This is a genomic window from Proteus sp. fly-1089 (assembly GCF_040138965.1).
GTDB lineage: Bacteria > Pseudomonadota > Gammaproteobacteria > Enterobacterales > Enterobacteriaceae > Proteus > Proteus vulgaris_B.
On record NZ_JBEETS010000002.1, the window covers coordinates 223,778 to 245,790 of the forward strand.

Consider the following 22,013-nt stretch of genomic DNA (forward strand, 5'->3'; position numbering starts at 1 on the left):
TTTTTATAAATAAAAACTAGTTAACTGTTTTTCTAAATATAGACTTAATTATTTATTTAAAAAAACATCAAATCTATCATCATGAAAATATTAACAAAATAATAAATCATTATTCTTATACACTAAAATTTAATGAGCCTATTATCTGCTTTGTTAAAATAAAAATGTGATATTGAAAATATTCATTATTTTTATTTTAACGATTCTGAGTTAGCCCACATTAAGTATGATGATTATACTAGCAATAGAATTGTGTATTCGTTCTATTGCCTTTTTATTTAATCTTATCGTCAATTTTTTAAATTATCTTATTTAACTTCATTTTTATCCTCCTTAATTTATACACTAGATACAAAATATACCTTCTTTAACACTCATAAATTACATTAAAGAGTCAGAACGTTTGCTTTTATTTTATGTGGAAAAAATTACCAATACAGAAGCTATAAAGGGTAATATTTTCTCAAAATTTGTACAATGTTAGTAAATTCAGAAAAAACTTTCTCCAATAAATTCAGTATGATGGTGGTATTAAAAATAGAATAACCCTTTGAATTCTCATACTGTTTATTGGATGCATGCAATGAAAGAACAACTATCTTCTCGTTGGAAAATATTGATAGCGGCAGTTAAGCAACAAGTTAAACCCGCTTTAGGTTGTACTGAACCTATCTCGCTTGCATTAGCGGCTGCAACAGCAGCAAGTTACTTACAACACCCTATTACCCGTATTAGTGCAGAAGTTTCTCCCAATTTAATGAAAAACGGTATGGGCGTAACTGTACCCGGTACGGGTATGGTGGGATTATCCATTGCTGCGAGCTTAGGTGCCGTTGGGGGTGACTGTAATGCAGGTCTTGAAGTATTAAAGAATGCAACGTCAGATAACGTTGAACAAAGTAAAGCACTGTTAGCTTCTGGTATCGTTAATGTTTCTATTAAAAAAGCGTGCCAAGAAGTTCTTTATAGCGAAGTCACTGTTGAAGACGGTGAAAACAGTGCAACTGTCATTATTGCAGGCAATCACACCAATATCGTTAAAATCATTCATAATGGTGATATTGTTCTTGATAACACTTGTGATAGTACAGAACAATCTACATCGCCTTGCGAAATAAAAGAAACACTAACTCAAACAAACACCCAAGAAATTTATCAATTTGTTACTCAGGTACCAGTAGAAGAAATTTCTTTTATTCTTGAATCAGCACATTTAAATGATGCACTATCAAAAGAAGGCTTGAACAATAGTTATGGTTTACATATTGGACAAACTTTACAACGCCAGCAACAACGAGGCCTATTAGCAAAAGATCTATTATCAGAGATAATGATCCGCACATCTGCTGCATCTGATGCACGTATGGGGGGCGCTATATTACCTGCAATGAGTAATTCTGGCTCAGGTAATCAGGGCATTGCTGCCACCATGCCTGTGGTTGTTGTCGCTGAATACTTACAAGTTGACGAAGAGAAAATGGCTAGAGCATTAATGCTTTCCCATTTACTGGCTATTTATATTCACCATAAATTCCCTGCTCTGTCTGCATTATGTGCAGCAACAACAGCATCAATGGGTGCTGCTGGTGCAATTGCGTGGCTAATGGATGAATGCTATGAATCCATGGCAATGGCGATTAACAGCATGATTGGTGATATCAGCGGTGTGATTTGTGATGGTGCTTCAAATAGCTGTGCGATGAAAGTTTCAACTGGTGCAAGTGCCGCTTATAAAGCTGTATTAATGGCTCTTGATAATACATTTGTGACAGGTAATGACGGTATTGTGGCACATGATGTTGACTCAACGATTGAAAACTTATGTGCATTAGCAAGTCGAGCAATGCAACATACCGATATTCAAATTATTGAGATTATGGAATATAAAGCCGTTGCTAATGGCTAATTTCAGTAATTAAAAAAGCACCCCATAATAGTGATTATTATGGGGTGAAACATAAGATCCTAGGAACAGGATCCTCCTCAAGTCAGGAGCTTATCAATATTCGTTACTGCTATTTACGGCTAGACTACGGTTACTTCTATTACTTGCTTTCTAACACTCACTACAGGGTATTGGGTTAATGTGCATTCTCTTGCGTACTTGGCATTAATGCATCAAAACTAGCTCTTATCTCATCTTCAGGTAATTGAATACCAATAAAGACCAATGTGCTTTCGCGAACTTCGCCTTCATTCCATGCTCTATCCCAATCAGCACTATAAAGGCGTTGCACACCTTGGAATAACAAGCGATTAGGTTGATCTTTAATATTTAATATCCCCTTATAACGTAAAAGATTATCAGCAAAGCTTAATAATAATTTTTCCATTACATCAGAAACTTTTTGTAGCTCAACGGGATAATCAAATTTCAGTACAATAGAATGGATATCATCTTGTTTTTCTGCTTGAAATCGGAAAAGAGGCTGTTTTACTTCAAGGTTATCATTCAACATAAAGCCTTTTACATTAAACAATAAACCTAAATCAATTTGTCCATGAATAACCGTATTAACGGGCGCTCTTGCATTAATGCGTCTTAATCGAGCCATTAATTCGGGTGATGCTGGTGCAACATCAGTTTTTGTTAATAAGATGCGATCAGCATAACCAATTTGAGATTGTGCAATAGTAAATTGATCCAGTTGTTGTTGAGCATGAATATTATCAACAAGAGTAATAATCCCATCTAACAAATAGCGTTGACAGATCACCTCATGAGAAAAAAATGTTTGGCTAATAGGACCGGGATCAGCCATACCTGTACATTCAATAACTAGCCTATCAAACTCAATTTCACCACGATCAAGGCTGTCACATAAGTCTAATAATGTGTCTTCTAATTCATTCGATTTACTACAACAAATACAACCATTGGTAAGTGTTTTAATTTGAGTGGCTCTATCACCAATAATTTCGTCATCAATAGGCACTTCACCAAATTCATTTTCAATAACTGCGATTTTATAACCATGCTCTTCATTAAGCATATGACGCAAAAGCGTTGTTTTTCCTGATCCTAAAAAACCAGTCAATATCGTCACTGCAATAGGTTCCATTATGTGTCTCCTTTACAGATTATTAGCAACAGCGAAAACCGCCTTTACCATCACCACCACCATAACGGGCTTCCTGACGTTCACGGAAAAACTCGTTATAGGTCATAACTGGCTTATCAGGATGGTTATCTTTCATATGCTGTACATAGTTATCATAATCAGGAATACCTATCAGCATACGGGCAGCTTGCCCTAGATATTTTCCAGCTTGTCCTAAATTGCCAAACATAAGTTTCTCCTAAACCCCGTACTAGCTAAACCAGTACGGGGCTAAACTATTTACCTAAGATTAGTGACCAGAGGACACTTTAACGTCTTTTGGCATAGGCACATACGGGGTTTCTTGTGCTGTTTCTTCAGGGTTTTTACGCGCTTTCATTGCTGTACGGAAACCGTAGAAAATGATGCTGTAAACAACCACTAAGAACAGAATACTTAAGCCCGCATTGGTGTAGTTATTGATTACAATATGATTCATATTAGTAATCTCTGCTGCAGTTAAGTCAGCACCACCTGCTAAGATCTTCGCTTTGTATTCATTTGCTAAGTAGAAGAAACCTTCCATTTGTGGGTCATCGCTGAGAAGTTTCAGACCTAATGCCCATGTTGTACAAATTAATAGCCATACCGCAGGAACCACTGTTACCCAAATATATTTAGTGCGTTTCATCTTAATTAAGATAACCGTACCTAATACTAGTGCAACAGCGGCTAACATTTGGTTTGAGATACCAAATAATGGCCATAAGCTCTTAACACCGCCTAATGGGTCAACAACACCTTGGTATAACAGATATCCCCATAAGCCTACACAACCCGCTGTACCAATAACACCTGGAATGAACGAATTTGTTTTCTTTAAGTAAGGAATAAAGTTACCTAATAAGTCTTGAAGCATGAAGCGACCAGAACGTGTACCTGCATCTAACGCAGTTAAAATAAAGAGCGCTTCAAACAAGATCCCAAAGTGATACCAGAAGCCCATATCCGCAGCAGGAATGATTTTATGGAATACCATCGCGATACCAACCGCTAAGGTAGGCGCACCACCAGCACGGTTTAATACAGAAGGTTCACCAATATCTTTCGCTGTTTGTAAGATTTCTTCTGGAGAGATAACAAAGCCCCATGAACTGACTGTTGCAGCTGCATGTACGGTAACTTCTTTTAACTGCCCCATGATAACAGCTGTATTTTCACCACCTAATTCATGTAGATTCGGCATCGTAATACCTAAACCTGATGGTGGGGTATTCATTGCAAAATACAGACCTGGTTCAATGATAGATGCAGCGACTAATGCCATGATCGCAACGAATGATTCCATTAACATTGCACCATAACCAATAAAACGAGCATCCATTTCATTTGCAATAAGCTTAGGTGTTGTACCTGAAGCAATTAGAGCATGGAAACCAGAAACGGCACCACAAGCGATAGTGATAAATAAGAATGGGAATAAAGCCCCTTTCCATAATGGTCCAGTACCATCGATGTATTGAGTAACTGCTGGCATTTTCAGTTCAGGGTTTAAAATTACAATACCCACAGCTAAACCAACGATAACACCAATTTTCAGGAAAGTTGCTAAATAGTCACGTGGTGCAAGAATTAACCATACTGGTAATAATGCAGACACAAAAGCATAACCAATAAGACCGAAAGTAATTGTTGTGTCTTTAAAGGTTAACGCTGGGCCCCAGAATGGGTCGTGAGCAATAACACCACCAAACCAAATCGCTGCAATCAGTAAAACAATACCAATAACTGACACTTCACCCACACGGCCTGGGCGAATATAGCGCATGTAAATACCCATAAATAGGGCAATTGGTACTGTTGAACAAACAGTGAACACACCCCATGGGCTTTCAGCTAATGCTTTAACAACAATAAGTGCAAGCACAGCAAGGATGATGATCATGATAAGGAAACAGCCGAATAAAGCGATAGTACCCGGAATTGGCCCCATCTCTTTCTTTATCATCTCACCAAGTGAGTTACCATTACGGCGTGTAGAAATAAACAACACCATAAAGTCTTGTACTGCACCCGCTAACACTACCCCAGCTAATAGCCAAAGTGTACCGGGTAAGTACCCCATTTGAGCAGCAAGAACAGGACCGACTAAAGGACCTGCACCAGCGATAGCCGCAAAGTGGTGACCAAATAAGACATAACGGTTGGTCGGAACATAGTTCAAACCATCATTGTTAATAACAGAAGGTGTCGCTCTCGTTGGGTCAAGCTTCATCACTTTTTGAGCGATATACAGACTGTAATAACGATAAGCAACTAAGTAGACGGCAACAGAAGCAACAACTATCCATAGCGCACTAACGTGTTCACCACGGCGAAGTGCAACCACTGAAAGACAAAAAGCACCGATAATCCCGAGGATCACCCAAGGTACGTGCTTTAAAAATGCATTTTTGTTCATGAGACACCTTTTTTTCAGGCAAGACCGAACAGCCAAAGAGTAATGCGGGACAGCAAAGAATGATTTGAGCGAATCTGAAAGATAACTGCCCGCAGCTACATAATAAGAATTTTGACTCAAGAATGGTGTGACTAAATCGCTTAGCGGTTGTATACCGAATTAAGCGGTCTGTTTTCTCAGTTAAGTGGTTTTGCTGTTTTCAAAAGACGTTTTTTTTGTGATCAAGATAACAATTTTATGTCTTTCAATAAGTTAGCGAATAAAAAAAGATAAAAAAACGCCTCAACATCAACAAAAAAGGCGTTTTTTCATAACATTTTTTAAACAAAATAAGCTTATTGACTAAATTGAACGGATATCAAAAATACATTACCTGTTCGAGAAGGTGAGCCATTAAATCGCCACTGATAAGCAACATCAATTACTGCATTATCAATATTCATATCACCACTATTGGTTTTTAACATAACCACAGTAGGAACACCTTGAGGATCAACATCAAGCTGTAGGATCATATCGCCCGTTTTAGGTGCAGTAATTGGAGCATTTACTTTCGGTAATAGCTGAGTACTACCTTTGATATTTGCTGATGCAAAATCGACACTAAAGGTACGGTTTGATTGCTCAGTTTTATCTGTATTTAAAGGTAAGCGAACCACTTTGCTATTCGGATCTGATGCAGGTATCGCACGTTGAGCCAATTGAATCTGCGTTAAGTCATCACTGAGATAATCATCTGAAGGCTTAACTTCAACACCTTCAGGTAAATAGCGCATATCCATTCTTGCTCTCAAAGTTTGGTAACGTTCTAAACGAGCACCTTCAAGAGTATTTATCACCATCCTCATTTCCAGCATTTGCATGACAGAACTAATGCTTTCTTGTGACTTTTGCTGTGCTGCTTTCGCAAATGCGCCCGCTGCAATTTCAGGATCTTCATCTAGCCACGTTATCCCCCAACCTAACCAAACATCTTCACGATTTGGATTTAGTGCAATAGCTTGCTCAAAATGACGACGTGCTTGTGATAACAAGTTTTGCCAATACTCTTTATTTTGTGGGTAAATATCAGGAGATTGAGATAAATTATTTGTTCCCACATTGTAATATTGCAATTCAAAGCGGGCTACCATTCTTACAACATCTTCATTATCTTGATGAAGTGCCAATTTTTCGTTTAAGAAACGTAGACTATTATCCCAACTTTCGTGGTTATTTTTTCCATTCGGTAATGTCTGGATCTCTTTTAAAATATTTTGTAATACTGCCCGTTCTTCTTGCTGTTGTGCACGTTTTGAATAAATAGAAGAATAGGGATCATAAGTAGAATGCGATGACGATTTACTCGACTCTTTTTCTGGTGCTTGCTTTTGTAAAGCTACGAACGCATTTTCAGCACTCGAAATACCTTTAATGTTTTGCCTTGCATAAGCTTTTGCCAATGTGATTAATGTAGGTTGTTGTTTAATGGTGTAGTCATTCCAACCAAGACGTGTGCTTTGAAAACGAACGGTAACACGTTGATGATATCCCTCTTTTGTTGGCATAAAACGCCAGCCACGAGCATCACTTAATGCTTTTGTATCAAACGCATTGTATCCACTACTTTTTTGTACCCAAAGACCTAAAACGCGTCCTTGCGGATCAACATCAACGGATAAAATGGTTTCTGCAATAGGAATATATTGCCCAACAGAAGGGTAATGCATTTCCGTCCAATTCTGTATTTTATTTGGTGAATCAACAAGAACAATCCCTGGATATTCCCTATCATTCATCATTGATTTCCATTCGACATAAGTTTCATTGTTATCCGCTATTGCATAAGTGACAGGCAGTACTTTTTCTGCCAATTTAGCCACCTCGTCAGGAATTGCATTTTTTTGTCGATATAGACGGTCTTCTATCACCCGTGCTTGAAGGATTTGATAAATCTGACGCTGATTTTCTGTCAATTCAGAAATCGCTTTTTCAATAAGCGGTTGTAATGAAGGATTATGATGCCCCAATTTGTCATATTTTAGCGTATCGGCAACCATTAACGTGGCCATTGCTTTTTCTATCTGCATATTGGGTGGCGTATGAGCGATATAGGTTAATGCTAACGTTTGCCATGCTTCAGGTACTAATGGTGCAGTAGTAATAGCGTTAATACCTGATTGTACTAATTTTTCATTACTACTTGTAAGAAGCGATGATAATGCTTGGGCAGTAATAATTTCGGGTTGATTCAGCAACCAATCACCATAAAAAGAGAGCGTTTTAATTGCTTCTTTTTGTTCTGGTGTTCCTTTTGCATGAGTCAGATACGCCTCTTTAGCTTGCATTGCAGAAGTTACATCATCCGTTAAATAAACAAGTCCCGGTAATTCGATACGTTTTTTTTCAAGCTCTTTGAGATACCCCAGCGTTTTAGGCTGATTAACAACAATCGTTTTAATGATGTTATCTTCAGCATTAATCACGCTATAACGAAAATCACTCCACTGTGACTGTTCTATATTTTGTAAAACAAAGCGACGGCGATCTTCTAATTCACTATGAGGAATGATTGAAAATGAAAGACTAAATGTCGTTAGAACAACAACAACGCTCCCCAAAAAATAGAAGATATTTTTAGCCCGCCACGATTGCAATAACATGACAATCGTCATAATGACAGAACCTAACCATAATCCCAGCAAGAAATTACGCTCATCGAAACGAACTGATGAGGGAAGGATCTTGATACTAACGCTATCGATAGTGCTAATGATTGAAACTAATAATGCAGGTAGCCAAAAAGGAAATAAAAGTGTGGTAATCCCAACAATAATGAGGATCGGTTTAATTGTTTTATTCATATAAATTCCCTCTCATTAAGGTTTTCTTTTCAAAATACGTAATGAAGGGAGAATAAAAATGATGAGTATAATAATGGCTATCATCATAAAAAAAATCACACTTAACATTGTTATTAGTAGCTGCTCAATATAATTCGCTTTTATTAAGTCAGTGATCCAAGTAAAACCTAAATCGCCACTTATTCCTTGCGGAATAAAATACATCAAAAATAATCCGAAAATAATCGGCGTTATGATGGCAATAGCGGTGTGAAAAATAACAGCAGGAACTTTACTTAGTGCTTGTTTTAACGCGATAAAAATAGCAGGTGGCTGTATTGGTTTAGCTGGAGCCGTGTGTATGGGGGTATGCCTAATATTAGCATTTTTGACGCTATTTTGACGTATTTGCTCTCGTTGTTTTTGGCTTTGTTTTTGAGTTATAGCCACTTGCTGTAGCTGGGTTTGTCTTGCACATGCTGCACAGGCTTTACCCGCAAAATATTGGTGGTTTTTATCCTTCTGACATACCAACATTTGCTGCTTTTCAGGTTGTGCGTATTCATAAAGCGCCGTAGCCCATGTTTTCGCACTGGGTCTTAATGTAGGATTTCCTGAAAAAGCTTTATCAAATAATGTTCTCAGTTTATCGGGTAATTGTTTATGGCCACTAGCAACATTTGGGGTAATTAAATTATGCGCCTTCATACCATAACCATAAAAACGACCAGCAATACGTCTAGGAATATCCGTAGGAACTGTATCGTTTTTAGGGCGACCACTAAAAGGATGGATACCAAAATTAAGCAGTTGAAAAATAATAACAGCTAAGGCAAATAGATCTTGTCGCTCTTCTTGGTCTTGTGGGATAGCTTGTTTTGCGTGAAATTCTGGTGCTAAATATTCGACAGTAAATTGCCCTGCGGGATAGCGTATGTTTTCCCCTTGAATACTAAAACCATCACAATCAAGAAGAGACATATACAAACTTGATTTATAAAACCGCAGGTTTAATGGCTTCATATCAATAATACGATGCCCTTGTTGATGCAATGCATCAATCAATGAACAAAGATTATAAGCAAGGATAACTTTAGCACCCATTCCCGTGGGTAAATGATGGGCTTTAGCTTGACGCTCTTGAAGAATATATTCCAACTCAATGGTGTTTTTCACATCAAGTTCAGGCATCACGAAGCCAACAAATTGCTTTTGACTATTGTATAAACGTGCTTGAGGCCAGGCGAGTTGAATTATTGGGATATCATTAACAGAAACGGCCTTTAATGTGGGCTCTAGTTTCTGCATTGCGGTAATTTTTTTCAGATAATAGGCTTTATCAATTTTATCATGATAAACTTTTGATACTTGGAAAGGTGCATTGTTAATGTGACTAACACTCCCTGCCCCCCCACTTTTTATCAAATCGCCAATCTGATAAATCTTGCCATTTTCATCTTGTAGTTGTGTCGTCCCAGATATCGCCATCCCTTTTTTTCTCGCTTTTACCACAACTCTTCATCCCTGATACAAATCACTAAAGTTTTATCATCTCCCGTAATTGAATGTGTCCGAGGATCGGCTAATGTTCCCGCGAGCGCTTCACTTCCGCTATCTTCAGATACTGTTTTTAAATAACGGATCACTGGCGTGATAAACGGTTCATAAAGGGCATCACACGCTTTATTCATGGCAAAAGGCTGTACACCATCAGACATCAAAATAACTTGTTTTACTGGTTTATCAAGAGGAATAACGCGTAAATGCGCTTCCCAATTTTCTGACGTCACAAACCACGTTTGATTAGCATATTCTCCATTTTCAGGTCGTGATACATAACTTGTACCATCGCAATATTCCACTACTGCAATACCATCACCCAAATGGAATAAATAGCCACTATCATCACCAACCCAACATGCAACCAGTGTTGATGCATATTCATTAAGCGCACATTGTTTTATTTCTGCATATTCAGCCAGTTGGAGTCGAATATCTTCAATAAGTTGTTTTGCGCCTTGTGTTATCTGTTTTTCGGTTAATAAATTAATGTTTGGCCACTCTGTGATACGTAACGTAAATAACCGAGCAACGAGCTGAGCACCTTGCTCACTATAACGAGAGGAGCCAGCACCATCACAAACAGCAGCGATAAGATACTCACCTTTACGACGAATAAAATAAGCATCTTGGCAAGGAATTTGTCGTTCTTGATGGGCAATTCCTGTCACCGATGCCCCATAAGCTAACCAATCGTTCATCAAACAGGTACACTCGCCCAAGGATCTGTTGACGGTAATTGTGCAGTGCCACCCGGCGTTGATTGAGAAACCACTTGCATACTGGCACTTAACCACAAGAATAATTCTTTAAATTGCAACCCTTTAAGCATTTTCACGCCATTAACACCATTACGACTAAAACTTCCCATCACTTCTGCTGATGCACCATCAACCATAATCGGAAATACAGTTGTTTTTTGGTTTTCTTCTGCTTCGCGACAAAGCTGCGCTGCTTGTTCCCATTGATCGGTTGGTACACCATCAGACATTAAAAATAACCAAGGACGTGTATAAGCAACGCCTGCTTGTTTAAAGCGCTGTTTTTCAGCTTCTATTTCTTCAAGCGCCAGCGTAACAGCTTGCCCCATCGGGGTTGTGCCATTTGCTTCTAAAATGGGGGCGGTAAAATCCATAGCATCTTTCCAATCACCATGCACAGTACATTGATCATATCCACCATACTCAATCACTAAAATACGTACGCGTTTTGCTGCAATAACATCATTTTTTAGTTCTTGTTCTAGTAGCTTAAGGCCTTCATTTAATTGTTGAATAGGCTGACCATACATACTACCGGAGCTATCTAATACTAAGATCAGAGGGGTACGTTGTTCACTGTTATCAACTAAGGCTACGTCAGGGATCATAAGATGCTCCATCATTCAGTTATTATTTTTCATGATAATGATTAATGTAACATAAAGGTGCTAAATTCATCAGAAAGAAAAAAGGAATAAATTGAAGATAAAGATATTTCTTAGAAAAAGAAATTTTAAAGGGTAATTACCTTACTTTTAATAAAAATTGCGAAGCTTTCCATGGTGTTAAATGAAAAAAGCACCTTATTACATCAAGTAAAAGGTGCTTTTTTAATAATTGATTTATGATGTTAATAGTGGATCTTTTGGCGTCCAGCAATAGAGTGTGAAAGTGTTGTACCATCAACCATTTCAAGCTCGCCTCCCACAGGAACCCCGTGAGCAATCCGACTTGCTGTAATATCATACTGAGCACAGATCTCAGCAATATAGTTGGCTGTTGCTTCACCTTCCACTGTCGGGTTTGTAGCCAAGATAACTTCTGAAATTGTTTCCTGGCTCAAACGCTCTTCAAGCCTATCTAAACCTATATCCATCGGTCCGATACCATCTAAAGGGGATAAATGTCCCATTAAAACAAAGTATCGCCCCGCAAACTGCCCTGTCTGCTCGATAGCATGAATATCCGCAGGACTTTCCACAACACAAATTTGCCCATTTTGCTGGCGACGAGCATTGGCACAGATAGTACAACGCTCTTCTTCAGTAAAAGTTCGGCAATCACAGCAATGACCGATTTCAGACATTGCACGTGTTAACGCTTGTGCAAGCCGCATACCACCGCTTCTATCACGCTGAAGCAGTTGGAAAGCCATTCGTTGCGCTGATTTAGGCCCGACGCCGGGTAAACAACGCAACGCTTCCATTAATGATTCAAGAAGTGGGCTAGTTTGCATTAGAATGGCATCTTAAAGCCTGGTGGTAATTGCATACCATTAGAGACAGAGGCCATTTTCTCTTTTTGCGTTTCATCAATACGACGCGCAGCATCATTAAAGGCGGCAGCAATCAGATCTTCTAACATCTCTTTGTCATCTTCTAACAGACTAGGATCGATTTCAACACGACGGCAATTATGAGCACCATTGATAGTGATCTTGACTAAGCCAGCGCCAGATTCACCGGTCACTTCTAAGTTTGCGATCTCTTCTTGCATTTGTTGCATTTTGTCTTGCATTTGTTGGGCTTGCTTCATCAGATTGCCCAAACCACCTTTTCCGAACATAATTGTCTCTCTTTGTAAAAGCCACACAGTATGAAGTCATACAATATGTTGCGATTAAACAGGTCGGATACTCTCTTCATCCAATTCAGCATCAAAATATTGCTGTAATGTTTGAATTGTTTTATCCGTAATAATCGATTGACGCGATAACGCCAATTTTTCATCATAAATGGCTTGTCGCCACTCCAACGGCGTTTTTACCGCTGGATTATCATCTTCTATAATTGTGAGTGAAATTGCTTTTCCATGCAATTCACTTAATGCATTTGTGAGTGTGCGTAATGCATTTGCTGAATTTAAATGTTTCTGTCTAGTTCGTAAATGCAAAATCACATTTTCTTCACTTACTGTCTCTTTATACGCATTTAATGCCAGTTGTTGCACCAACTTAGGTAATGGCATTTTTTCAATTTCAGCAGCCCACGCATCTCTTTCTTGTGATTCTTTCGCAATTTTGGCCGCTAATTCTGGCGTTTTTTCGTATTCGAGAACTTCTTTAATTTCTTTAGGCGAAGACACTGTCTCTTGCGTTGACATCAACTCAGGATTTTGAGGACGCCATTGATACGCTTCTTTTTTCTTTTTTTCAGGTGCATTAGGATTAGGTTGACGCTTAGCAACTTGTTGGCGTCTTTCACTCACGGCTGCTAGCCGTTCTAATGCACTAGCAGCCGGCTTAGCCTGGTTTGGCGTAGCCGGTTCAGACTTTTTTGGCGGGGTTTGTTGTTCTGTCCCCTTTATTGCCTGCCGTGCTCTTAAAAGTTGTGCCGCTGGACTATTACCTAACGAGGCATTATCCATGGGCGAAGAGGAACGAGTATTTTGTGACGAATGAGTTTGAGGCACTTGTTGCGCATGACTCACTGGCATTCGATTCGTTGGCGATGACGTAGAGGGCAAAGTTTGCGCTAATGGCGCAGAAGAAACCTCATCAATCACTGTTTTGGGATGAAAAGCTAACGCCCTTAATAGCGTCATTTCAACGCCCATGCGTCTATCTGGCGCATAAGCCAGTTCTTTTCGTCCAACTAATAAGGTTTGATAATAGAGTTGTAAATCTTGTGGTGAAACAGATTTAGCCAATAGACGTAAACGCTCTTGGGTAAATTGTTCTTGGGGATTATCCTCACTAGGCAATAATTGCAGCATGGCAACTTGATGCAATAATGAAAGAGTTTCAACCAAGAAGTTTTCCCAATCAGTTCCTCTTGAAGCCACTTCATTGACCAACGACATCACTTGTTGACCATCTGCTTTTACCAGTGCTTCAATCAATGCTAAAGGTTGTGCATCATCAATAGTGCCAAGCATTTGGCTTACAACATCTGCTGTGACAACACCTTCACCACTTGCTATAGCTTGATCTGTTAAGCTTAAAGCATCTCGCATACTACCATCGGCGGCACGAGCAATAAGCTGGCGTGCTCTTACATCATTTTCAATGTGTTCGGCAGTAAGCACTTTTTCGAGTTGCGTTGCAATTTGGTCAATGTCTAATGCACGCAAATGAAATTGCAAGCAACGCGATAAAATCGTGACTGGTAATTTTTGTGGATCGGTTGTCGCCAGTAGAAACTTAACGTGCTCTGGTGGTTCTTCTAGTGTTTTTAATAGCGCATTAAAACTGTGGCGAGAAAGCATGTGAACTTCGTCAATCAAGTAGACTTTAAAACGTCCACGTGCTGGCGCATATTGCACATTATCAAGCAATTCACGGGTATCTTCTACCTTGGTACGCGATGCAGCATCGATTTCGATTAAATCGACAAAACGCCCTTGTTCTATTTCAAGGCAATTTGCACATTGACCACAAGGTTTACTCGTAATACCTGTTTCACAATTGAGCCCTTTGGCAAATAATCGGGCAATAGTGGTTTTTCCGACACCTCGAGTGCCAGAAAAAAGATAGGCATGATGAAGTCGCTGATGATCAAGACCATTAGCTAAAGCCGTCAACACATGACGTTGACCGACAACATCGTTAAAAGTTTGTGGGCGCCACTTACGGGCAAGTACCTGATAGCTCATTGATTCCGCTAAATTTGAACGAGATTTATCTCTATGCTAACACAGGGATGCCCCATTGAGCGAGATTTGTCAGAAACAAATGAGATATTGATGAAAGAACCGTCAAATATTTGACATGTATTAGAGAGGAAAATCAATTGTGCGGGCCGTAGATATTTATATATCACATCATAAATAAAACAAAAGCACCCGCACTATTACTCATGTTTAAAATAATGGCGTATATCACCCCATTTTAAACAGTGAAGAAATTAATGTCCTGGAAAATCAACCAGAGTAAAGCTGTGAACACCTTGTTTTTCTAAGCGTTCAATACCGCCTAAATCAGGTAAGCAGATAATAAATGCAGCTTCTGTCACGGTTCCACCTAAGCGACGGATAAGACGTGCAGTTGCTTCAATGGTGCCACCTGTTGCCAGTAAATCATCAACCATTAATACTTTGTCTTTATCCGTAATGCTATCTTTGTGGATCTCTAAAGTATCTGTGCCGTATTCCAAATCATAAGTTTCACTGAGCGTTTCGCGAGGCAATTTACCTTTTTTACGAACAGGAACGAAACCAACGCCGAGGCGTAAAGCAACCGGAGCACCAAATAGGAAACCGCGAGCTTCGGTACCCACGACTTTAGTGATACCCTGACCTTGATAGTGTTCTACCAATAAATCAATGGTTGCCTGATATGCAGCAGGATTATCCAGTAATGTAGTGATATCACGGAATAATATCCCTTCTTTTGGATAATCAGGAATGGTTTCAATACTGTCTTTAATAAATTGCAGTTGTTGCGCGTTAGCAGTCATAATCAGTGCCATAATAAAAAACGAAACGATAGAATCTATGCAATATGCCGTTAAAATGCAACAGAAAGCCAGTTAACAACTCTTTTTTTGTTGCTTTAAGTCAATTCATGTTTTTATCAAACCAGGAACAAGAACCAGATGAATAAACCCGATCCTTTAAGCTTGTTTAAAAAACAGATAGACAATCTTGCCGAAACACTGGCACCTATTGCAAACAAAAAAATTGCAGCACCTTGCTTCGACACAGCACTGTTCCACCGCCGGAGTGATTCACTTGGCGGCTATATGCAACAGATCCGCGATAATTTTACCCAGTTAATCGCTTGTGTTGAGGCACAACGAAGCCAGCAGGTTAAATTTCTGGCCACACAAATCCTACAACAAATAGAAGCATTAACTCGTGAATTATCGACACAAACACTAAGAAAGCAAGAGAACCAGCTTACTCAACGAAAAAAAAGTGTCGATTTATACCAAAAACTTGCCCAACATCAGGATTATGAGCGCAGATTACACGCCATGATCCAAGATAGAGAGCTTTCATTAACGCAAGCACAGAGTTTTATGCAACAACAAGAATTGCAAAAAGAGATTGCCGCACTTGAGAATCGCCTAGCGCGTTGTAAAAACGCCCTTTTCTCCATTGAAAAAAGCATTGAAAAACAAGAAGATAAATTTTAAAGGCGATAATTATGAGTTTAAAAGAAGCACCAAAATCTGTTCAGTTGGCCGTTGATCTTATCTACTTACTTGAAAGTCACCATATTGATCCTAAAACAGCACTAGAAGCCCTTGAGATTGTGCGCCAAGATTATGAAAACAAATTGGCGACACAATCAACAAACACGCCCCTTAATTAAGCAAAAGGGGTATTGGCTTCAGGTGTCGAACCATCAAGGGGTCGTTTTACCTCTTGTATTTCATCACCTTGTTTATTATGCAAATAAACATCAAGTTGGTTAAACGCAATATTAATATCGTTTTCATTACAAAGCTTATCAATTGCACGGTTTACTTCATCAATTGCAATGCTTCTATCACCTAATGTTCTGACATAAAAACGTAAATCGTGGTTTAGCGTACTGGCGCCGAACTCGGTAAATAATACGACGGGCTCAGGTTCAGTCATCACTCTGGTATTCTCTTTCGCTGCTTTCATTAAGATAGCTTTGACCTTATCAAGATCAGATCCATATGCCACCCCTACCTGAATAATAATGCGTGTGACAGTATCAGATAATGTCCAGTTAATAAGCCGCTCTGTTACAAAGGCTTTATTAGGAATAATCACTTCTTTACGATCAAAATCTGTCACTGTTGTTGCTCTAATTCGAATTCGGCTAACAGTACCGGAATAACTACCAATAGTAACCGTATCACCAATTCTGACAGGCCTTTCGAACAAAATAATTAAACCAGACACAAAGTTTGCGAATATTTCTTGTAAACCAAACCCTAATCCTACCGTTAAAGCCGCCGCTAACCATTGTAGTTTTTCCCATGCCACACCTAATATACCCAGAGAGACAATAGTACCTATTGCAATAATAACGTAGGTTAAAATAGTCGTAATAGCGTAAGAAGCGCCTTGTTGCAGTTTGATACGCGATAAAATTAATACCTCTAATAAACCCGGTAAATTTCGCGTCATAAACCAAGAGATTGCCATGATAGAAACAGACAATAAAAGATCTGCCACTGTGACGGCTTTAACAACATTCCCTAACTCTGTGGGTAATGTATAACTCCAGAGTGAAATACCATCTAAATAGGTAAACACAGTAATAAAATCGGACCAAATCCCGTAGAAACTAGACGCAAAAATGATAAACAAAATCATTGTTGTCAGTCTTAATGATTGCTGATTGATTTGATCCATATCCATTGGAGGCTCTTGGATAGGCTCCAGACTATTATCTTCGCCCTCTTTTTTTTCTTTTAACATCGCTTGTCTACGCTCAAGAGCTCGACGGTAAGCAAGTCTTCGAGCCGCCACGGTTAATCCCCGCAAACTGGCATGATAAGCAATAAACCACAACATAAGCAGATATAAGCTATCAATCCAGCGATTTGCTAAACGCAACGCCGTATAGTAATAACCAAAAATCACTAATCCCATTAAAATTAAAGGCGAGAACGTTAATAGGGTGATCACAACCGTTCTAACAACATGATTACCCTTTTCTTGCCACATTTCGCGACAAAACGGCAATGCACATAAACTAATACAAAACAGTGAAATAATCGCAACCAACTGCCCAATAACATCGCCCACCAGTGATAATGGGTTATTAATACCGTAAGCAGAAAGTAAAATAATCGGCAACATAGGAAGAGAAAGACGCAATAAACGTTTACGATTTTGCTGAACTCGCTCTACAGGGATTTTAAAATGTTTTACAGCAACGCCATTATCAGACATTAAACGATAAGACCATTCAAACATCAGCCAAAATACCGCAAATTGCCAAGCAAAAGACCAGATAAACTCTTGTTGCACGTTAAAACTATTTATTAGCCAATAGCCAATTGCTAAAACAAAACAAGAAAGAGGTAATGTTTTTAAGAAAACAATACCTAACGCCAGTGGTGTATGTAGCTGAGAATCTTTATTGAGCTTATTAATGTCCCCATTAAGTTTTTCAAACTGAGTATCAAGTTTTTTACGTTGCCAAATTAGTATTAAACCAAACAGGATCAGGGCAATAAGGACAGGGAGTGATTTCTTAGCCCCGATCAACAGATTTTCATTTGACCAATTCAATTTAAAACTTTGGAATTCTGCCACCGCTTGTGAAGGAAACGTTGAAAACCAATTGAGATTGATAGGTTTATTACTACTCACCCAGAAAATTTGTTGTGCTAATGTACTTTCTAAAGAGCTTACGACACTGCGTAATTGTTGCTGATCCATTTGCAGGTTAATCGATCCTGAAATTTGATTACCTAATTGATTATTAAGTTTATCAAGCAACTCCCGACGCGCATCAACAAGTAATTCTAATGCACTATGTAACTCTTTTAGTGCATTAGGATCGGTGACTTCAGGATGCGTGATTTGGTATTCCTGCATCAACCGATCAATATAGATATTGGGTTGTATTATCTGATCACGTTGTTTATTAATTTCAAATTGCTCTAACCGCAAATCAGCAATTTTATCCGGCAAATTATTAATAAAAATACCATCTGGTAAATCAACTTGCTCTTCAAATAAAATTCTGGAAAGTAATAAACTTCCTTTTAATACATCAATTTGTTCTTTTAGGTTTCGTTCAGATTGGATGGCTCTATCTAAGCGATTTTTCACCATTAAGCTATGGCGATTTAGTTCGTTATTATTTTGTGTTGTAACGATCAGTTTATCACTAAGATGCTTATTGATTTCTGTTTGCGCTAAATAGAATGGATCAGTATTAATGGCTTGATTATCTAGTTCTGTGCTTTGTGCTTCTTTAGCTGTTTCTTCTGAACTGTCTAGACGTTTATCACTGATAGCATCTTGAAGCAGTTGTGCACGTTCCTGTGAAAGGTCTATATACGCAGAGCTATAGTCACGTTGGAGTTGTAACAAGCTTTGTAATTGCACATTTGACTGTAATGTACGCTTTTGAAAATTATTTTGTTGCTGAAGATAATATTGCTCTAATTGTAATAACTGCACAGCAGAAGGCCGCATTTGTGCTTTATCTGCACTACTTTTATTCAGCAATGTCCTTATTTGTTGCAATCTATCTGAATTATTAAATAAAACAGATTGGGCCCTTTCAGGTTGTGTCTGTAATACGATAAGTTCATTACTGTAATTAGCTAAATCATCTTGGGATTTTTGTAAGGATTGTAAAACACTTTCTAATTGTGATTCTAATGTTGATAATGGCAATGCTTCCAATGATTTTTGGTAGTCACCCACTTCTTTATTGGCGACTTTTTGCTTTAATTGATTAAGTTGATATTGCGTACTACGCAGCTTTTCAGGTAGTTGATCTACCGTTTTATCGTAATTTACTGATTTTTTTTCTAGCTGTTGAATATTATCGAGTAATAAAAGAGATTGTTCTAAATCCGCAATTGTTAATTTATCTTCTGCGCTTAACTCACTACGTTTATTTAATAAATTAAGCTGGTTTTGAATATTTTCTTGAGTAGGTAAATTACTGGGAACCGCAGCTAAAACTGAGGTAATGGAGAGGCACCAAAGAATAAAAATAATAGCAGTGGCGGCGACAATCGTCGTCATTCGATTATTGAATTGAGAAAAAAAAGTTTGTATCCGCATGGTTAAGCAACTTGTTCAATTAATATTGAAAAACTGTTTATTAGTATAATCCAATTACGTTCAATTGGCAGTGTAAACAGAACAAGTTGCTTGGGTTGTTTCTCGCCTGAGAAAATGAAGTGACAATCAGAATGTTAGAATTTTATCCGCATCGAGCGTCCATTGTGCCAAATCAACTAATGTACCTAACTCGGCACCATCAACTAATGGTAACTCACTGATACCACGAGTATCTGTACATGTTTTGCATAATTTAACCGGAACATTTTGTGCCGTTAAAATTTCCAGCATTTGTTGTAAGTTATAACCTTCTTTAGGCTGTTGGCGAGCTAAAGCCCCAGTAACAGCATCTGACATTAAAAAGATATTTAATTGAGTTTCTGGGTGTTGTTCTTTTAATGTAATAGATAAACGCAACGCGTTAAATAATGACTCATTACCATAAGCTGCACCATTAGCAATAACTAAGACCTTACTCATAAATGTCTTCCTTTTGTTTAATAATAAATTAAGAGGACGCAGATATTCTCATATTTGCACTGTGCTTTATCATATCAATAAAGCTATCAACCAAATATTGACTTTCATCTTTGATAGAAAAGCTTTCTGGTGAAAATAACCAATTTTCAGCAAGACCAGTCATCATAGCTCTTAACATAATGGCGGCTCGTCTTAAATTAAGGTTGGCAGGAAGTTGTTTTTTTTCAACACAACGAGATAAAGATTGCTCTATTCTAGAGTAATCAGCTGCACACAATTCTCTGCGAATTTCAACAATTGGTGTCATTTCACCGACAAATTCGCATTTATGGAAATATATTTCTAAAAGTGCATTATGTTTAGGATCTTCGACAATCGATGTCAATATGTAAATAAGCAATTCTCTTAATACAAATAGTGGATCATCTGGGTATTTTGTTTGATACTCTATTTCTAAAGATTCTATTTTTAAGTCGGTGAGTTCGCACGCTTCAGTAAATAAATCCACTTTATTTTTAAAGTGCCAATATATTGCACCACGGGTAACTCCTGCAGCGGTTGCAATATCTGAAAGTGATGTGGCAGAAACGCCTTGCACAGTAAACAGCCTAAGTGCAGCATCAATAATCTGCTGTCTTGTCTCTTGTGCCTGCCGTTTAGTTTTTCGTGCCATTAATCCTCGATTTTGACTGAAGTTAATTTACATACATTCATGTATGTTTGTACTATACATCGCAATCAATCATCAACTTAATTATTTTTATCCCGGGAAACAACGTTTGAATAGAGGTTTTCTTATGCGAAAAAACAGAGGGGTTTTGCCTCTGGCTCTGTTAGTGCTATCAGGCAGCTTGGTTCTTGCTGGATGTGACGACAAAGCTAAACAGTCTGCTGGAGGTCCACCTCCTGCACCTGCTGTAGGTGTTGTGACGTTAGGCTCGCAAGCTCTGACAATCACCACTGATTTACCAGGTCGTACATCAGCTTTCCGTATTGCTGAAGTTCGCCCTCAAGTTGGCGGTATTATTTTAAAGCGCAATTACACAGAAGGAAGCTATGTAGAAGCAGGTACATCACTGTACCAAATCGATCCAGCTCTTTTTGAAGCAACTTTAAATAGTGCACAAGCTGAACTTGCGAAAGCGAAAGCAAATGCTGAAATAGCGCGTCTCACTGTGGAGCGTTATAAGCCTCTGCTAGGTACAAACTATGTCAGTAAACAAGATTTTGATGCCGCAACATCTCAATACGCACAAGCCGTTGCTGCTGTTAGAGCTGCAGAAGCTGCTGTGACAAGTGCAAAAATCAATCTTGAATACACAAAAGTAACATCTCCAATTTCAGGCCGTTCAGGTAAATCAACTGTCACTGAAGGCGCATTGGTTTCAATGGGTCAACAAGTTGCACTGACAACTGTTCAGCAAATCGATCCGATTTATGTCGATGTGACACAATCGAGTGAAGATTATCTGAAATTAAAAAATGAAATTGATAGTGGTGCTATTCGCCAAGAGCAAGGTAAACCAGTTGTTCATTTAACACTGACCAATGGGCAATCTTATGCACAGAAAGGGCATTTAGAGTTTTCTGATGTCACTGTTGATGAAACAACAGGTTCTATTACTATGCGAGCTATCGTACCTAACCCGAAAGGGGAACTATTACCAGGTATGTTTGTTCGTACTAAATTAGAAAATGGTATTCGTCAAGATGCTATTTTAATCCCACAACAAGCTGTTATTCGTACTGCGCGTGGTGATGCAACAGCAATGGTTGTTAATAAAGACAACGTTGTTGAAGTTCGTACTATTCAAGTATCACAAGCTGTTGGTAATAAATGGCTAGTAACTAGTGGTGTTCAGGTAGGTGAGCGCGTTATCGTTTCTGGATTGCAAAAAGCAAAACCAAAAATGACCGTAACACCTCAAGAAGAGAATTTAGATGCGAAGCCATCACCTGAACAAACTGAGCCAGCTAAGAATCCTCAATAAGG

At 38.5% G+C, this 22,013-nt stretch carries 18 protein-coding genes; 4 read left to right on the forward strand and 14 right to left on the reverse strand.

Going from position 1 to position 22,013, the window contains the following annotated elements; genetic code table 11:
* Positions 1-583: 583 nt before the first annotated feature.
* Positions 584-1,906 carry an L-cysteine desulfidase family protein gene (locus ABN080_RS07560; protein WP_349440751.1) on the forward strand — a complete coding sequence of 441 codons (1,323 nt, stop codon included), beginning with the start codon at positions 584-586 and terminating at the stop codon, positions 1,904-1,906.
* Between the two features lie 175 nt (positions 1,907-2,081).
* On the opposite strand, the gene yjiA is transcribed toward ABN080_RS07560, so the two are convergent.
* The 11 genes from yjiA to apt form a co-directional block, all read right to left on the reverse strand.
* A complete protein-coding gene (gene yjiA, locus ABN080_RS07565; protein WP_349440752.1) occupies positions 2,082-3,062 on the reverse strand; it encodes a GTPase in 981 nt (326 codons plus the stop codon).
* A 22-nt stretch (positions 3,063-3,084) separates the two neighbouring features.
* Complete coding sequence (locus tag ABN080_RS07570) at positions 3,085-3,291, reverse strand: YbdD/YjiX family protein (RefSeq protein WP_004245057.1); 207 nt, start codon at positions 3,289-3,291, stop codon at positions 3,085-3,087.
* 60 nt (positions 3,292-3,351) lie between these two features.
* Complete coding sequence (locus ABN080_RS07575) at positions 3,352-5,502, reverse strand: carbon starvation CstA family protein (RefSeq protein WP_109407961.1); 2,151 nt, start codon at positions 5,500-5,502, stop codon at positions 3,352-3,354.
* 335 nt (positions 5,503-5,837) lie between these two features.
* Positions 5,838-8,345 carry a TonB family protein gene (locus ABN080_RS07580; protein WP_349440753.1) on the reverse strand — a complete coding sequence of 836 codons (2,508 nt, stop codon included), beginning with the start codon at positions 8,343-8,345 and terminating at the stop codon, positions 5,838-5,840.
* A 15-nt stretch (positions 8,346-8,360) separates the two neighbouring features.
* The gene (locus ABN080_RS07585) at positions 8,361-9,812 is read right to left on the reverse strand and encodes a protein kinase domain-containing protein (protein ID WP_349440754.1); all 1,452 of its coding nucleotides are present in this window, start codon (positions 9,810-9,812) and stop codon (positions 8,361-8,363) included.
* Positions 9,813-9,829: 17 nt separating this feature from the next.
* Positions 9,830-10,585: a PP2C family serine/threonine-protein phosphatase gene (locus ABN080_RS07590; RefSeq protein ID WP_197269530.1), complete on the reverse strand. Its 756-nt coding sequence runs from the start codon at positions 10,583-10,585 to the stop codon at positions 9,830-9,832.
* Positions 10,585-11,253 (reverse strand): vWA domain-containing protein, encoded by a 669-nt coding sequence (locus ABN080_RS07595; RefSeq protein ID WP_349440755.1) that lies wholly within the window; start codon positions 11,251-11,253, stop codon positions 10,585-10,587. The genes ABN080_RS07590 and ABN080_RS07595 overlap by 1 nt, the downstream gene beginning before the upstream one ends.
* A gap of 242 nt (positions 11,254-11,495) precedes the next feature.
* Positions 11,496-12,101, reverse strand: a complete 606-nt coding sequence (gene recR, locus ABN080_RS07600) for a recombination mediator RecR (RefSeq protein ID WP_072069364.1) — start codon at positions 12,099-12,101, stop codon at positions 11,496-11,498.
* Positions 12,101-12,430: a YbaB/EbfC family nucleoid-associated protein gene (locus ABN080_RS07605; RefSeq protein WP_036932854.1), complete on the reverse strand. Its 330-nt coding sequence runs from the start codon at positions 12,428-12,430 to the stop codon at positions 12,101-12,103. Before ABN080_RS07605 ends, recR begins: the two co-directional genes overlap by 1 nt.
* Positions 12,431-12,484: 54 nt before the next feature.
* Positions 12,485-14,458 (reverse strand): DNA polymerase III subunit gamma/tau, encoded by a 1,974-nt coding sequence (gene dnaX / locus ABN080_RS07610; RefSeq protein WP_115350449.1) that lies wholly within the window; start codon positions 14,456-14,458, stop codon positions 12,485-12,487.
* 251 nt (positions 14,459-14,709) lie between these two features.
* Complete coding sequence (gene apt / locus ABN080_RS07615) at positions 14,710-15,261, reverse strand: adenine phosphoribosyltransferase (protein ID WP_036932856.1); 552 nt, start codon at positions 15,259-15,261, stop codon at positions 14,710-14,712.
* A 138-nt stretch (positions 15,262-15,399) separates the two neighbouring features.
* On the opposite strand from apt, the gene priC reads away from it, so the two are divergent.
* Together priC and rsmS are read left to right on the forward strand one after the other, a co-directional pair.
* Complete coding sequence (gene priC / locus ABN080_RS07620) at positions 15,400-15,942, forward strand: primosomal replication protein PriC (RefSeq protein ID WP_109407966.1); 543 nt, start codon at positions 15,400-15,402, stop codon at positions 15,940-15,942.
* 11 nt (positions 15,943-15,953) lie between these two features.
* Positions 15,954-16,121: a pleiotropic regulatory protein RsmS gene (rsmS, locus tag ABN080_RS07625; protein ID WP_072069366.1), complete on the forward strand. Its 168-nt coding sequence runs from the start codon at positions 15,954-15,956 to the stop codon at positions 16,119-16,121.
* Here rsmS and mscK read toward each other — a convergent pair.
* The 3 genes from mscK to acrR all read right to left on the reverse strand — a co-directional run bounded on the left by mscK (position 16,118) and on the right by acrR (position 20,693).
* The gene (gene mscK, locus ABN080_RS07630) at positions 16,118-19,501 is read right to left on the reverse strand and encodes a mechanosensitive channel MscK (protein WP_371032671.1); all 3,384 of its coding nucleotides are present in this window, start codon (positions 19,499-19,501) and stop codon (positions 16,118-16,120) included. The two genes, rsmS and mscK, sit on opposite strands and share 4 nt — an antisense overlap.
* Before the next feature lie 165 nt (positions 19,502-19,666).
* Positions 19,667-20,020, reverse strand: a complete 354-nt coding sequence (locus ABN080_RS07635) for a DsrE/DsrF/TusD sulfur relay family protein (RefSeq protein WP_196553558.1) — start codon at positions 20,018-20,020, stop codon at positions 19,667-19,669.
* A 28-nt stretch (positions 20,021-20,048) separates the two neighbouring features.
* On the reverse strand, positions 20,049-20,693 hold the full coding sequence (gene acrR / locus ABN080_RS07640; protein ID WP_349440758.1) for a multidrug efflux transporter transcriptional repressor AcrR: 645 nt from the start codon (positions 20,691-20,693) through the stop codon (positions 20,049-20,051).
* A gap of 124 nt (positions 20,694-20,817) precedes the next feature.
* Here acrR and ABN080_RS07645 point away from each other — a divergent pair, with 124 nt between their 5' ends.
* Positions 20,818-22,011, forward strand: a complete 1,194-nt coding sequence (locus ABN080_RS07645; protein WP_072069370.1) for an efflux RND transporter periplasmic adaptor subunit — start codon at positions 20,818-20,820, stop codon at positions 22,009-22,011.
* Positions 22,012-22,013: the final 2 nt, after the last annotated feature.

Bases quoted from the DNA above. Each gene is read 5' to 3' on its own strand.
- ABN080_RS07560 (WP_349440751.1), top strand. From the start codon at position 584: ATGAAAGAACAACTATCTTCTCGTTGGAAAATATTGATAGCGGCAGTT.
- yjiA (WP_349440752.1), bottom strand. From the start codon at position 3,062: ATGGAACCTATTGCAGTGACGATATTGACTGGTTTTTTAGGATCAGGA.
- ABN080_RS07570 (WP_004245057.1), bottom strand. From the start codon at position 3,291: ATGTTTGGCAATTTAGGACAAGCTGGAAAATATCTAGGGCAAGCTGCC.
- ABN080_RS07575 (WP_109407961.1), bottom strand. From the start codon at position 5,502: ATGAACAAAAATGCATTTTTAAAGCACGTACCTTGGGTGATCCTCGGG.
- ABN080_RS07580 (WP_349440753.1), bottom strand. From the start codon at position 8,345: ATGAATAAAACAATTAAACCGATCCTCATTATTGTTGGGATTACCACA.
- ABN080_RS07585 (WP_349440754.1), bottom strand. From the start codon at position 9,812: ATGGCGATATCTGGGACGACACAACTACAAGATGAAAATGGCAAGATT.
- ABN080_RS07590 (WP_197269530.1), bottom strand. From the start codon at position 10,585: ATGAACGATTGGTTAGCTTATGGGGCATCGGTGACAGGAATTGCCCAT.
- ABN080_RS07595 (WP_349440755.1), bottom strand. From the start codon at position 11,253: ATGATCCCTGACGTAGCCTTAGTTGATAACAGTGAACAACGTACCCCT.
- recR (WP_072069364.1), bottom strand. From the start codon at position 12,101: ATGCAAACTAGCCCACTTCTTGAATCATTAATGGAAGCGTTGCGTTGT.
- ABN080_RS07605 (WP_036932854.1), bottom strand. From the start codon at position 12,430: ATGTTCGGAAAAGGTGGTTTGGGCAATCTGATGAAGCAAGCCCAACAA.
- dnaX (WP_115350449.1), bottom strand. From the start codon at position 14,458: ATGAGCTATCAGGTACTTGCCCGTAAGTGGCGCCCACAAACTTTTAAC.
- apt (WP_036932856.1), bottom strand. From the start codon at position 15,261: ATGACTGCTAACGCGCAACAACTGCAATTTATTAAAGACAGTATTGAA.
- priC (WP_109407966.1), top strand. From the start codon at position 15,400: ATGAATAAACCCGATCCTTTAAGCTTGTTTAAAAAACAGATAGACAAT.
- rsmS (WP_072069366.1), top strand. From the start codon at position 15,954: ATGAGTTTAAAAGAAGCACCAAAATCTGTTCAGTTGGCCGTTGATCTT.
- mscK (WP_371032671.1), bottom strand. From the start codon at position 19,501: ATGACGACGATTGTCGCCGCCACTGCTATTATTTTTATTCTTTGGTGC.
- ABN080_RS07635 (WP_196553558.1), bottom strand. From the start codon at position 20,020: ATGAGTAAGGTCTTAGTTATTGCTAATGGTGCAGCTTATGGTAATGAG.
- acrR (WP_349440758.1), bottom strand. From the start codon at position 20,693: ATGGCACGAAAAACTAAACGGCAGGCACAAGAGACAAGACAGCAGATT.
- ABN080_RS07645 (WP_072069370.1), top strand. From the start codon at position 20,818: ATGCGAAAAAACAGAGGGGTTTTGCCTCTGGCTCTGTTAGTGCTATCA.